Here is a 13,053-nt window from a genome sequence, read left to right on the forward strand (position 1 = left end):
GCCACCCCTGCTTCCTAGGGCCCGGCGCCGCCATCCCCTGACCACCCCTTCCTGGGGCTCGGTGCCGCCACCCGCGGCCTGTCCTTCGCCGGGCGCGGTGCCGTCGCTGTGGGCGCGTTCCGCGCGGGGGCTGCTAGGTCGCTCGTAGCTCGGCAGCCACCTGGGACGCCTCCTCGCGCCTGCCGGACTTCTCCAGAAGCCCCAGCCGGCCGCGTAGCACGTCGCGGAGCAGCTCGGTCAGCTCGCGGTTCTCGTCGTGTTCGCGACGTTCGAGGTGTCCGTCGTTCGCGCCGGTGGTGGGGTCGCCTGTGGTCAGGAGGCCGCGTAGCAGGCCGTGGGCGACCCGGAGCGCGGTGTCGGCCGCGTCGTCCCTGCCCAGTTCCTGCTGGCAGAAGCCGAGCCGGGCGTGGGCGACGGCGGCGGCCGGCTCGTCGCCGATGACCTGGGCGCCGCGATGGAAGACCAGGCTCGCCTCCAGCGCCCGTCCCGACTCCATCAGGGCGTCGCCCAGCATGAGCATCGCCCGGGAAAGGATGCCACCGAGCAGGGGGTTCGCGGGGGCATGGCGTTCGAGCACGGCGACGGCCTCGCGCAGCGGCCCCACCGCCTCCGCCGGCTGCTCGCGGAGCCGGAGCGCGGCGGCCAGCGTGAGCCCGGCGCCCGCCCGGCTGACGTGCAGCGCCTCCGCGTTCATGCCCGTGGTCAGCAGCTCGTCGTAGATCGCGATGGCCTCGCGGGCCCGCGCCTCGGCCTCCGCCGCCGCGCCGGGCCGCAGCAGGGGCAGCAGCTCCGAGCTCTGCGCCAGCGAATCGGCCAGGATCGCCCGGTACGTCAGGTCGCCCGGAGTCCGCCTGGCCAGCCGGATCAGCTCCTCGGCCAGCACGCCCGCCTCCCGCGCCTCGCCCAGCATCATGTGGCACCTGACCAGGCGCTGGGTGGCGAGGGCGTGCCTGAGCGTGCGCGGCGGATGGCCGGTGACGGCGATCCTGGCGTACTCGGCGGCCTCCTCGGGACGCCCGGCGGCCAGCAGGTCGTCGGCGATCGTCCCGGCCACCTCGGCCGCCGCCGCGGGCCGGGCGAGCCGGACGTGGAGCCGCATGGCCTCCGTCAGGTCGGCCAGCGCCTCCTGCGTCCTGCCGAACGCGCGCAGCACCTGCCCGCGCACCTGGATCACCTGCGCGCGCACCCCGAGCAGCCCGGCCTCACCACCCCGCCCCTGCCCGCCCTGCTCCTGCGTGGCGCGTTCCTGTTCGGCCAGGGACCAGGTCACCGCCTCCAACGCGGCCTGCGGGCGGTCCAGGGCGGCCAGCGCCGCGCCGAGCTGGGCGTACGTGACGGCGGCGACGGCGGGCTCGTCCAGCTCGTCGCAGAGGTCGGCGGCGCGTTCGGCGTGGGCCAGCGCCTCCACGGCCCGGCCGGCCTCCAGCAGCCTGACCGCGTACCTGTTCAGCGTCTCGGTCAGCGCCCTCCCGTCCTCGGACAGCAGGTCGACGGCCTGCTCCAAGGTGGCCAGGTCGGCGTCGCCGAGCGCGGCCAGCGCCAGGCCCAGGGAGCGCCGGTGGCGGGGGTCGATCGCGGCCAGCCCCTTGTGGACGCGTACGGCCGGGGCCGCCGTCCCGCCGCTCAGCATCAGGCAGCGGCCGAACCGTTCGTGGAGCAGCGGGTTCTCGCTGACCGGAGCCCAGTGCTCCAACGCCTCGGCGAACGCCGTGAGCTGCGGCAGCAGCCTGACAGCCGTCCTGGCGGTGGCCGTGCGCAGGTGGGCCGACAGCTCGTCCACGACTGTCGTGAGCACGTCGGGGCGAGGCAGCGGACGTACCCGGAGAAGCTGGGCGTACAGGTCGATCCCGGCGGACGGGCCGTGTCCGGTCACGCGGAGTCTGGCCAGGCGGGCCAGGGCCTGCACGTGCACGCCGGTCAGGTCGCGGGTGAGCGGGCCGTCCTCGGCCGTCAGGGCGATGCCCTTGGCCAGCTCGGCGGCGGCGAGGTCGCGTTCGTCCAGGTCTGCGTGGCACAGGCCGCTGAGCTCCAGGCAGGTGGCGGTCAGCAGGCGGGTGCGCTCGGGCGGCTCCGGGACGAGGATGTCCAGGGCGCGGGTGACCGATTGGAGCGCTCCTTCCACGTTCCCGCGCGACCGGCGGAGGCCGGCGTGCAGGCGCAGCGCGCCCGCCAGCGCGATCGGGGACTCCAGGCGCTCGGCCACCAGGCCCTCGCACACCGCGACCAGCCGTTCCGCCTCGGCGTCGGCGGCGTCCAGGTGGCCGGTGCCGTCCAGCGCGACGATCTCCAGAATGAGCAGCTTCGCCAGCTCCTGCTGCACCACGAAGCTGACCTCGGCCTGCGGCCCGTACGACTCGACGGCGGCCCGCAACCACGGCAACGCCTCCCGGTGACGCCCGAGCCCCACGAGCGCTCGCCCGAGCGCCCCCGCCACCACCCCACCCACCACACTCCCGCCCACCCCCGCACCACCCGCCACCGAACCCCCCGCCGTCGGACCACCCGTCTCGGGACCGCCCATCTCGGGACCGCTCGCCTCCGGGCCGCCCATCTCGGGGCGGCTCGCCGCGGGGCTGATCGCCTTCGAGTCCCCCATGGTCGGGGCGCTCGTCACCTGGCCGTCCGTCACCCGGACGTCCGCCTTCGGGGCGTACGTGACCGGCGGCGGTTGGTGCAGCAGGTCGGTGGCCTGCGTCGCGAGCAGGAACCCGTCGCGGGGGCGTCCCGTGTCGGCCCAGGCACGGGCCAGCGCTGCCTGGGCGGCGACGTACGCGTGCACCTGCGCGATCTCCGGCCCGTCCGCGCCCTCCGCGCCCTCCGCGCCCTCCGCGCCCTCCGCGCCCGCCGCGCCCTCCACGGCGGCGCGGCGTTCGGCGAGGTGTCGTTCGGCTCTGGCCACGTCGGGAGGCGGGGTGATCAGGGACAGCATCCAGGGTTGCTCGGCCTCCCCGGTGGCGGTGGCGGGGTCGTCCGTCGATTCCCGCCAGGCCCGGACCTCGTCCCGGTGCCGCCGACAGGACGGGTCATCGGCGCTCAGAACGTCATAAAACCCGGCCGCCGCCTCCATGTGGGCACGGGCGTCGGCGGGACGGTCGAGCTCGGCCAGGCAGAGGCCGAGGAGGTGCCTGGAGCGGGCCTTGGCGGCCGTGTGCCGTGGTCCGTCCAGCGCGGCAGCGAGGATCGCGGCGTCCTGGAGCGGGTCGAGCGCCTCGTGCGGGCGGCCGTCGGTCAACAGCAGCTCGCCCAGGTCCAGGAGCTGGGCGGCCAGGGACGGGCGGTGCTCGTCGGGTTCGAGCGCGACCAGCGCGCGCAGGCTGCGCACGGCCTCGGCGGCGAACCGTTCGGCCTGGTCCAGGTCGTCCAGGTCGCGGTGGAAGCCGGCCAGCAGGCCCGCGGCCTCGGCCAGCAGCTGCCGCAGGCCCGGCTCCTCGCCCGCCAGGCCGCGCAGCCGTACGACGGCCTCGGCGGCGGGGGCGACGGCCTCGGCCGCCCTGCCGTGCTCCCCGAGCCACGCGGCCAGCAGGCACAGCCGTTGAGCCAGGTCCCGATCGGTCGGAGCCGCCCCCGCCACGGCCGCCGTGGCCGCCACGACGAGACAGGCGGCCAGTTCGGCCATCGCCTCAGGATCGGGGCCGCCGAAGTCGAGGGGCGGGATGGGGGCGGGGGCCCGCCTGACGACACCGGGCATGGTGCCTGGCCCGAGGAGGCCGGGGGCGGAGGTCTGTCCGAAGATGCGGGGCGTGGGGGACTGTCCCATGGTGCCGGATGTGGGGGGCTGGTCGAGGGCGCCAGGTGTAGGGGGCCGTCCGGGCACGCCGGGCGTGGGGGGCTGCCCAATGGCGGCGGATGTGGAGGTCTGTTCGAGGGGGCCGGATGTGGAGGTCTGTTCGAGGGGGCCGGATGTGGGGGGCTGTTCGTGGGGGTTGGGTGTCGGGGCTCGGACGGGAGTGGGTGGCTCGGGGAGGGGGAGCGTCGGGAAGACACTCACTGTGAGGACGCCCGCCAGAGCGGCGGCGACCTCGTCGTCCCCGCCCGCCGCCGCGAACGCCTCCACCGCCTCGCCCGTCCGCCCCGAGTCCAGGAGCGCGCACGTCAGGTTGTGGTACGCCCGAGCCGCCCGCGCCGCGTACCGGGGGTCGTCCTCGGCCAGGATGCGGAACCGGGTCGCCGCCTCCTGGGCGGGCCTGAGCGCGCTGCCGGACTCGCCCGCGAGCAGCAGGCACGCGCCCAGGACGAACAGCGCCTCCGCCTGACCGGCCGCCTCCTCGTACGGGGGCGCGGCGGCGAAGATCTCCACGGCCTCGGCGGCGGCCACCACCGCCTCACCCACCCGTCCCACGGCCGCCAGCCGGGCCGACAGCCGCGACAGCGCACCCGCCAGCGCGGTCCGCCCGCCCCCCTCCCGGAAATGCCGCACGGCCAGCTCGGCCAGCGTCACCTCAAGAGCCCGCAGCCCGAGCGGCGCCCCCGCCCGCGCCGCATCCGGCAGCGCGCCCACTGCCCCACCTGGCAGCGCGGACACCGCCCCACCTGGCAGCGTGGCCGCCGCCGCGACCGTCGCGCGGTCGTCCGGCAGCATCGTGAGTGCGGCGTTGAGGAGGTCGCCGAGCCGGGTGGCGGGGTTCGCCGCCGCCTCCGCGACCAGCGCCCCGATCCTGGACGTCACCAGCACCCGCAGCGCCCGCCCCACCTCCTCCCGCCCCGCGCCCAGCCGGAGCACGTCGAGCAGCCGCACCAGGTGCCCCGGCGAGCGCCGCTCGTGGTCGTGCACGGCCAGGACCAGCGCGTCCAGGTCCTCGGTCTCGGCGAGCGCCTGCTCGGCGACCAGGTCGGGCCCGAGCGGGCACAGCCGGTCCACGCCGGGGAAGACGCGCCCCAGCCAGTCGGCGACGACCTCAGCGGCATGGGGATCGCCGTGCAGGGCGGGCACGGCCGACAGCAGGCCGGGCAGCTCGGCGGGGGTGGGGGCGGTGAGCGTGAGCAGGGCGACGGCCTGCCGGGCGGTGACCTCGTCCACCTGTTCGCGGCCGGCGGGCCAGACGGTGGCCCACTGGTCGCGTTCGCGGTCGAGGAAGCGGCCGAGCAGTTCCTCGCCGGAGCCGGCCAACGGACGCGTCCGGGTCCCGCCCCGGCCGCCGGGGCGGAAGGCGTTCCAGGGCTCCGGCGCCGTCCGGTAGGGCGGGGCGCCGATGCCGCCGCCCGGCAGGGTGCCGGGGACGGCGGGCGCGGGCAGGACCTCCGTCTCGCCGCCGCGCATCCGCAGCAGGGCCGCCAGGTGGACGCGGAGCGGCAGGCCGTACTCGGGGTCGTCCAGGCGCGGGGGAGTGGGCAGCGCGGCCCGGCTCGGCGCGAACGCCTTCATGGCCGTGAACGCGTGCTCGGTGCGCTCGTTCAGGGTGAGTGGATGCTGGTTGAGCTGCACGGTCGTGGTGTTGAGCCGGCGCAGCCAGCCGCCCGCCGCCGTGTCCAGCCGCCGCCACCACTCCGCGTCGCCGGGCTCGCGGGCCCGCAACAGCACCCGTACGCGGGGGTTGTGCCCGTGTTTGGCCAGCCGCCGTATCAGCTCGCCCACCAGCGGAGCGGACGGCTCCGGCGACTCCACGACGACGAGCGAGGGCCGCACCGCCTCCAGCGGCACGGCCTCGGGCCCGGACAGGGCGGCGAGCGCGGCGTCCAGGGCCAGGAAACCGGCGTCCCAGCCCGCTTCCCGCAGCTCCTCGCACAGCTCCCCGGCCAGCCGGGTACGGCCCGTGCCGCTCCGCCCGGTCACCACCGCGACCGACAGCGCGGCCGGTTCCGCGGCCCAGGTGCGCAGGGCCGCGAGCTGCCCGCCGCGCCCCGCGTACGGCACCACGGCGTGCCGCGGCAGCAGCAGCCGCCAGTCGGGGCAGTCGGACGGCAACGGCTCACGCGCCGGCAGCAGCAGCCCGGACAGGACCACCCGCCCGTCACCGGCGGAAACGCTCTCCAGCGGGCCCGGCGGCGTCCCGGTGAGCGCGCGGAACCGGTCGTCGCCCAGCAGCACGCGCACGGGCACCGCGTCGAGCCGCGTCCCGGCGGGCCCGGCGGCCGAGGCGACGACGACGGCGGCGACCTGCCCGGCGGGCTCGGCCAGCACCGCGGCCCCGGTCAGACCCGCCCGCACGTCCATGGGAGGCGAGGGGCTGAGCACGTCCATGGAGAGCGTCCGCGACGCCGGACCCGCGGGGGCGTCGGCCAGGCCGGACAGCACCCGGACGTCCCTGAACCCCGCCCTCCGCCGCGCCCGCGGGAACCCCATGGCCAGGCACGGCACCCGCTCCCCGGCCAGAACGGCCCACCGGACGTGCCCGATGCCGGGGACGTCGGCCCACGGCGGTCCGGGCACCCGCAGCAGCGCCGCGCCGTGCCCGCGCCAGACCTGCTCGGCCGCCGCCCACCGGGACGACCACGGCGGGCGCACGTGACAGGGCGCTCCGGGGTCCACCACCAGGGACGAGGTCAGCACGAGCTCCGGGCCGACCACATGGCCGGTTCCGGTCACGCCGACCACGTCGTCGTGACCCGAGTAGACCTCGACGACTCGTTCGAGGCCGAGGCGGTGCGGTGGCGCGTCCATGGGTCCGCCTAGCTGCTACGTCCCGGCTTTTCGTCCCCCGATTGATCTAACTATCGCATCATGGACGCAAAATTTCCCGGCTTGTCATGCCTTCTCAGTTGTGAGCCAGGCGGCCAGCCCGAGGTACACCAGGCCGCTGCTCACGTCCAGCCGCCGCCGGGCCCGTACGGACCCGCGCAGCCGCGCGGCCAGCACCGACGACAGCAGCGCGTACATGCCGTCGCTGGCCATCCCCAGCACCAGCCACAACGCGCCGAGCAGGAGGATCTGCGGCCCCACCGGCCCCGCCGCCGGGTCGGTGAACAGCGGCAGGAAGGTCAGGAAGAACACGGCCGTCTTCGGGTTGAGCACGTTGACCACGAACCCCTCCCAGAACAGCCGCCGCCTGGACTGCACCTTCAGCTCGACGACCTCCTCGGACTCCCCGCCGCGCTTCATCAGCTTGCGCAGGCCGAGCCAGAGCAGGTACGCCACGCCCACGTACTTGACGACCGTGAACGCGGTCGCCGAGGCCGCGATCAGCGCGCTGACGCCGAGGGCCGCGGCGCCGATGTGGACCAGCGAGCCGGTGTGCACGCCCAGCACCGAGACCAGCCCGGCCGACCGGCCCTGGGAGACGCTCCGGGTGACGATGTAGAGGACCGCCGGTCCGGGGACCAGCAGCAGCCCGAGTGTGGCCGCGCAGAAGAGTGCGAGATGCGTGATGTCCGGCATGTGCTCATCGTAGGGACGTCGTCAACGATTTTCCCGGGCGGGTGACAGGCTTTCCGTCAGCGCTTCGAGCAGGGCGCCGCTGGCCGGCGGATGGGGCGGCTCGCCGTAGACGGCGGCGTAGACGTGCCTGGTGGAACCGGGCACCCGGGTCACCTCGACGTCGGGGTTGCGGTGGGCGGTGAGCGCCAGGCCGGGCAGCACGGTCAGGCCCATGCCGGCCGCCACGAGCGCCTGCACGGCCACGATGTCGTCGCTGGTGAAGGAGATGCGCGGCTCGAAACCGGCCTTGGCGCAGATGTCGAGCAGGTGGCTGCGGCAGCGGTCGCAGCCGGCGATCCAGGGGGAGTCGGCATGGTCGGCCAGCTCGCCGCCGGGCCCGATGGAGACCAGGTAGCTGGGGTCGTCGAAGAGGTGGATCAGGTGCAGGCCGGGTTCTTCGGGGGCGGTGTCGTCGTACCGGAACATGACCGCGACGTCGACGCGCCCGGCGCGCAGCAGCCTGAGGGCCTCGGGCGGCTCGGTCTCGGTGAGCTGCATGCGCAGCCCCGGATGGGCGCCCGACAGGCGTCGGACGGCGGACGGGATGAACGTGCCCAGCGCTGACGGGAAGGCGGCCAGCCGGACGCGCCCCTCGCGCAGGCCCACGTGGGCGGCCAGCTCCTCGGCCGTGGCGTCGATCCGGCCGATGATGTCGGCGGCCCGGTCGGCGAGCATCCGGCCCGCCTCCGTCAGCCGGATGCCGCGGCCCACCCGCTGGACGAGCTTGGCGCCGGTCTCGGCCTCCAGCCGGGCCAGGTGGTGGCTGATGGAGGGCTGGGAGTAGTGGAGCTCCTTGGCGGCCGCGGTGAGCGACCCCTTGCGGGCCACAGCGACGAGGACGCGGAGCCGGGCGACGTCGAGCATTCATCAATCGTATCTATCGATGGGCCAGAAGACTTCTGTTGGACCTATCGATTCACTTGAGACACCGTAGAGAGGGAGGACAAATTGCCACATTTTCCCTAGGGGGACACCGTGAACATGGTCGCGACCACCACCAGGCCAGGGCTCGACGTGCTGGTGTCCGGCATCTCCGAGATCGTGGCCAGAAAGCTCCCCGCCCGCGAGACCGCGTTCGCCGTGGCCGACCTGCTGCGCGACCGGCTGCCCGGCATGGACGTCCTCACCCCCGAGGAGCGCCTCGGCACGCCCGACCGCTACACCTCACACCTGCTGCACGCCCAGGACGAGTTCTCGATCGTGGCCGTCGTGTGGCGTCCCGGCCAGTACACGGTGATCCACGACCACGTCTCGTGGTGCACGTTCGGCATCCTCAGCGGCATCGAGCACGAGACCCTCTACCGCGACATGGGCGACCACCTGGTGGAGATCGGACGGGCCGACAACCGGCCGGGCGAGGTCAGCGGGTTCGCACCTCCCGGCGACATCCACATGGTCCTCAACACCAGCGACGAGGTCGGGGTGTCGCTGCACGTGTACGGCGCGGACGTGGGCAAGCTCGGCAGCAGCGTGCGCCGCGTCTACGAGCTGCCGGTGCGCTGACGCCTCACCTGATGCGGCCGTGGAGCAGCTCGACCAGGGTCTGGTGGGTCTGCTCGATCGGCCGCTCGGGGTAGAGGGCGCGGCGTTCGATGGCGACCGTCAGGACCATGCCGAACAGGGCGGTCGCCGCCGTCTCCACGTCGAGGTCGGCGCGGATCTCGCCGCTCGCCGCCGCCCTGCGCAGGACGCCCGCGTACACGCCGAGCGCGCTCTCGCGCAGCCGGGCCACCGCCTCCTGCCAGGCGGTGCGCCACATCTCGGACAGCAGCACCCGGGCGAACGGCCCGTGCTCCTCGAAGAAGCGCAGCTGGCCCAGCACGACCGAGTCGAGGGCGGCCACGCCGCTCTCCCCGGTGTCGGCGGCGGCCAGCGCGCCCGCCAGCCGCTCGATCGAGTGGTCGAGCAGCGCGGAGAACAGGCCCTCCTTGCTGCCGAAGTTGTAGAACACGGTGCCCTTGGCCACCCCGGCGCGCTCGGCGATCGCGTCGACCGTGGTGGCCGCGTAGCCCTGCTCGGCGATCAGCTCGACCGCCGCCGTGAACACCTTCGCCCGGGTGTCCTGCCTGCTCACAGCGACAGCTCGGGGTGCAGGCGCTTCATGGACCAGACGCGGCCGCGCTCCACCGCGAGGGTGGTCAGCGCGAGCCCGAGCACGAGGAATGCGGACAGCACGCCGCAAGCCTGCCACACCACGGTCAGATCGCCGCCACTGATCAGCCTGCGCAGGGCCGAGACGACCCAGCTCATCGGCAACCACGGCGAGATCGTCTGGAAGAACCCGGGCGAGGTCTCGATCGGGTACGTCCCCGCCGCCGAGGTGAGCTGGAGCATCAGCAGCGCCAGCCCCACCACCCGGCCGGGCGGCCCGAGCAGCGCGTTGACCGCCTGCACCACCGCCAGGAACGCGGCCGCCGCCAGCAGCAGCAGCCCGATCACCCCGAGCCAGTGCGCCGCCTCCAGGCCGAGCGCGAACCGCAGCACCGCCGCCAGCACCCCGACCTGGGCCGCGCCCAGCGCCACCGCTGGCAGCCAGCCTGCCAGCGCGATGCGCACCCCGCCCTGCGTCCCGGCCAGCCGCCGCTGGTTCAACGGCTTGAGCACCATGAACGTGATCATCGCGCCCACCCAGAGCGCCAGCGGCAGGAAGAACGGCGCGAAGCCGGTGCCGTAGTTGGGGACCTCGTTGTCGACCGTCTTGGCCAGCCGCACCGGGTCGCTCATCACGTCGGCGCGGGCGGCCCGCTGCCGGGCGTCGTAGTCGGGGATCTTCTCCGCGCCCTCGCCGAGCCCGCCGGCCAGGTCCTTCGAGCCCTTGGCGAGCTGGTCCATGCCCTTGTCGACCTGGCCCGCGCCGTCGTGCAGCCGGTCGACCCCGGCGTACAGGGTGCCGGCGCCGTCGCTCAGCTTGACCAGGCCGCCGCCGAGCTGCCCGAGGCCGCTGGTCACCTTGGCGGAGCCGTCGTGCAGCTTGGTCGCGCCCTGGTAGAGGGTGCCCGCGCCGGTGCCGGCCTTGGCCAGGCTCGCGTCCACGGTCGCCGCGCCGGCGGCCAGCTTGGCCAGGCCGTCGTCCAGGGCGTTCACCTGGCTCCTGACCTGGTCGACCTTGGGGCCGATCTGCGGGGCCACGGCCGCGATCTTCCGGGCGTTCCTGGCCAGCTCGCGGGCCTGGGCGGACAGGGCGGAGGCGCCGCCGGAACCGCCGGTGCCCGCCGATCCGGCCTGCTCGGCGGCGCGTTCGGCGGCGTTCGCCGCGCTGCGCAGCAGGGAGCGCAGCTCGGGGTCGGCGTCCGCGCCGAGGCGGTCGAGGGCGGCCTGGGCCTGGGAGGCGGCCTCCCGGGCGCTGCCCGCGGCGCGGGTCGCGCCGGTGCCCGTGCCGGAGCCGTCCGCGAGCCGGTCGGCGGCGTCGGCCACCTGCTCGGCGGCGTCGGCGACCTTCGGGCCCCACTCGTTCAGCACCGGTACGTACTTGTCGGCGAGCTGGTTGACCCCGCGCGTCTGGGTGTGGACCTGGTCGGCCGCCTTGCGGGTGCCCTTCCGCAGCTCGGAGGTGCCCTCGCGGCGGAGCTTGGCCAGGCCGTCCCGCAGCTCGCCGATGCCCTGCTGCGCCTTGCCGATGCCGCCGGTGACCTGCGCCGAGCCGTCCCGGAGCTTGCCGGTGGCGGTGTTGGCGCTGTTCAGGCCGACCGAGAGCTGCTGGGCGCCGTTCTCGGCGGTGCCGAGGCCGGAGTTGAGCCGGGAGACGCCGTCGCCGGCCTTGACCGCGCCGTCGTGCAGCTTGCCGGCGCCGTCGGCGGCCTCGGTGGTGGCGTCGTGGATGTCGCCGATCGAGACGAAGACCTTGTCGAAGTAGTCGTGGACGGCCGTGCGCTCGGCGGCGGCGCGCACCTCGTTGAAGACCGCGTCGGAGATGCTGCCGACGATGTAGCTGCGGCCGGTGTCCACACGCAGGCCGAGCTGGGCGGGGGTGGGGGTCGTCGTGTCGTCGGACGGCGAGGCCAGGCGGGCGCTGAAGTCGGCGGGCACGGTGAGCGACAGGTAGTAGCTGCCGTCGGCGACCCCGTCGGCCGCCTGCCGGGGCGTGGCCTCGTGCCAGGCGAACGTCCTGCGCTCGCGCAGCTCGTCGGCCAGGTCCTGGCCCGCGTGCAGGGTCTTGCCGTCGACCGTGGCCGGACGGTCCTCCATGACCAGCGCGACCGGGACCCGGTCCAGGTTGCCCTGGGGGTCCCAGAACGACCACAGGTACAGTCCGGCGTACAGGAGCGGCAGCACGATCACCGCCGCCAGCGCAGCCCGGGGCAACCGGGACCGCAGCATGCCCTTCATCACAGCTCCACGAGGTGGTCGTAGCGGGCGGGCGGGCGCACGCAGCTCGCGACCACGGCCGTGCCGAGGCCGCGCAGGAGGTCCCACAGCTCGCCCACGCGGTCGTCGGGCAGGCCCGCGTCCACGTTGTCGGCGAGGATCAGCGCGGGCTCGTCCAGCAGGGCCAGGGCGACGCCGAGGCGCACCTGCTGCTCGCGGTCCAGCTCGCTCACCGGCGTCGTGTCCGGCGCCGCGAGCCCCGCCCGCTTCAGGACTTCCTGGTACGGCTTGCGCCTGCGCTCGCGCAGGTGCTCCTTGACCGTCAGCGCTCTGTCGAGATCCGTCACGCCGTCCACCAGCGCGAGGGCCGCCACCTTGCGGATGGCCCGCGGCCTGGCGTGCCCGGCGACGGAGAGCGTGCCCGTCGTCGGCTTCATCCGCCCGGCCAGCGTGAGCAGCAGGCTCGTACGCCCGCTGCCCGCCGGCCCCGCGACCGCCGTGAGCGTCCCGGGGCCCGCCTTCAACGAGACCGCCGGGTACACCCCCTCGATCGACAAGCCCTCCGCGACGATCACCACAACCCCATCTCTTGAACTGACTGGTCAGTACAAAAGATTACCTCGTGATGCGGTGCGTCACACTGTGAGATACGCCTCCAACCGCTCGGCCAGCTCCTTCGGCCGCGACAGCATGACCATGTGGCTGCCCCCGATCTCGTCGGGCACGACACCGAGCCGTTCCCGGACCACCCGCCGCATGAACTCGGGCGGGAAGAACCGGTCGTCCCGGCAGAGCAGGAATTTCGTCGGCACGTCCGGCCACACCGTGCCCGGCCACGGCTCGACGGACGACTTCTCCGCCTGTGGACGCCCACGGGTCAGCTCCTCCGCGGCCAGCTCCGCCGGGACGTCGTGCATGAACTGGGCGATCGTGTCCAGGTCTTCGGCGCTGCGGTGGCCGGTGTTGGCCCACCACTCGCCCGGCGGCTCGCCCGGCACCGGGATCATGGCCGTGACCAGCACGAGCAGCTTGACGGGCAGGCGGTCGCAGACCAGCGGCGCGACGAAGCCGCCCCACGAGTGGGCCACCACGACCAGCTCGTCCGCCTCGCCGACGGCCCGCGCCACGGCGTCGGCGTAGTCGGCCAGGCCGGCGGACTCGTCCTCGATCGGCAGGTCGACGGCCACCGTGCGGTGGCCCCTGGCGCGCAGCTCGGCCTCGACCAGGTGCCAGTCCCATGCCGAGCTGCCGCCGCCGTGGATCAGCGCGAACGTGGCCGGACGGCCCTGGGGCGCCTCGCTCATACTCTTGCTCCCTTCGTCGGTGGTGCGGAAGTAGTTCTACGCCCCGGGGGAGACAGAAAAGCAAAGTCCGCAACTTTTATTGCGCAATTTTTC

The 13,053-nt window shown here is 74.6% G+C and carries 8 protein-coding genes; 1 reads left to right on the top strand and 7 read right to left on the bottom strand.

All coding sequences use genetic code 11. The features are described from left to right. Positions 1 to 133: 133 nt before the first annotated feature. The 3 genes from ACIA8R_RS25275 to ACIA8R_RS25285 all read right to left on the bottom strand — a co-directional run bounded on the left by ACIA8R_RS25275 (position 134) and on the right by ACIA8R_RS25285 (position 8,215). Positions 134 to 6,598, bottom strand: a complete 6,465-nt coding sequence (locus ACIA8R_RS25275) for a hypothetical protein (RefSeq protein ID WP_397040674.1) — start codon at positions 6,596 to 6,598, stop codon at positions 134 to 136. Between the two features lie 84 nt (positions 6,599 to 6,682). Further along, positions 6,683 to 7,312, bottom strand: a complete 630-nt coding sequence (locus ACIA8R_RS25280) for a LysE family translocator (RefSeq protein ID WP_397040675.1) — start codon at positions 7,310 to 7,312, stop codon at positions 6,683 to 6,685. Between the two features lie 21 nt (positions 7,313 to 7,333). Then, a complete protein-coding gene (locus tag ACIA8R_RS25285) occupies positions 7,334 to 8,215 on the bottom strand; it encodes a LysR family transcriptional regulator (protein WP_397040677.1) in 882 nt (293 codons plus the stop codon). A gap of 117 nt (positions 8,216 to 8,332) precedes the next feature. Here ACIA8R_RS25285 and ACIA8R_RS25290 point away from each other — a divergent pair, with 117 nt between their 5' ends. Further along, the gene (locus ACIA8R_RS25290) at positions 8,333 to 8,854 is read left to right on the top strand and encodes a cysteine dioxygenase family protein (RefSeq protein WP_357703067.1); all 522 of its coding nucleotides are present in this window, start codon (positions 8,333 to 8,335) and stop codon (positions 8,852 to 8,854) included. Between the two features lie 4 nt (positions 8,855 to 8,858). On the opposite strand, the gene ACIA8R_RS25295 is transcribed toward ACIA8R_RS25290, so the two are convergent. Genes ACIA8R_RS25295 through ACIA8R_RS25310 form a run of 4 tightly spaced genes read right to left on the bottom strand, consistent with a single transcriptional unit; the run spans position 8,859 to position 12,960 of the window. After that, a complete protein-coding gene (locus tag ACIA8R_RS25295) occupies positions 8,859 to 9,425 on the bottom strand; it encodes a TetR/AcrR family transcriptional regulator (protein ID WP_357702914.1) in 567 nt (188 codons plus the stop codon). Beyond that, entirely contained in the window at positions 9,422 to 11,677 is a 2,256-nt protein-coding gene (locus tag ACIA8R_RS25300) for a YhgE/Pip family protein (protein WP_397040679.1), read from the bottom strand. The genes ACIA8R_RS25295 and ACIA8R_RS25300 overlap by 4 nt, the downstream gene beginning before the upstream one ends. Further along, on the bottom strand, positions 11,677 to 12,231 hold the full coding sequence (locus ACIA8R_RS25305; RefSeq protein ID WP_364086550.1) for an ATP-binding cassette domain-containing protein: 555 nt from the start codon (positions 12,229 to 12,231) through the stop codon (positions 11,677 to 11,679). Before ACIA8R_RS25305 ends, ACIA8R_RS25300 begins: the two co-directional genes overlap by 1 nt. 60 nt (positions 12,232 to 12,291) lie before the next feature. Continuing rightward, entirely contained in the window at positions 12,292 to 12,960 is a 669-nt protein-coding gene (locus ACIA8R_RS25310) for an alpha/beta fold hydrolase (protein WP_397040681.1), read from the bottom strand. Positions 12,961 to 13,053: the final 93 nt, after the last annotated feature.

The organism is Nonomuraea sp. NPDC051191, from assembly GCF_044455665.1.
Lineage (GTDB): Bacteria > Actinomycetota > Actinomycetes > Streptosporangiales > Streptosporangiaceae > Nonomuraea.

Excerpts from the sequence above, each read along its gene's own strand:
- ACIA8R_RS25275 (WP_397040674.1), bottom strand. The coding sequence starts at position 6,598 with ATGGACGCGCCACCGCACCGCCTCGGCCTCGAACGAGTCGTCGAGGTC.
- ACIA8R_RS25280 (WP_397040675.1), bottom strand. The coding sequence starts at position 7,312 with ATGCCGGACATCACGCATCTCGCACTCTTCTGCGCGGCCACACTCGGG.
- ACIA8R_RS25285 (WP_397040677.1), bottom strand. The coding sequence starts at position 8,215 with ATGCTCGACGTCGCCCGGCTCCGCGTCCTCGTCGCTGTGGCCCGCAAG.
- ACIA8R_RS25290 (WP_357703067.1), top strand. The coding sequence starts at position 8,333 with ATGGTCGCGACCACCACCAGGCCAGGGCTCGACGTGCTGGTGTCCGGC.
- ACIA8R_RS25300 (WP_397040679.1), bottom strand. The coding sequence starts at position 11,677 with ATGAAGGGCATGCTGCGGTCCCGGTTGCCCCGGGCTGCGCTGGCGGCG.
- ACIA8R_RS25310 (WP_397040681.1), bottom strand. The coding sequence starts at position 12,960 with ATGAGCGAGGCGCCCCAGGGCCGTCCGGCCACGTTCGCGCTGATCCAC.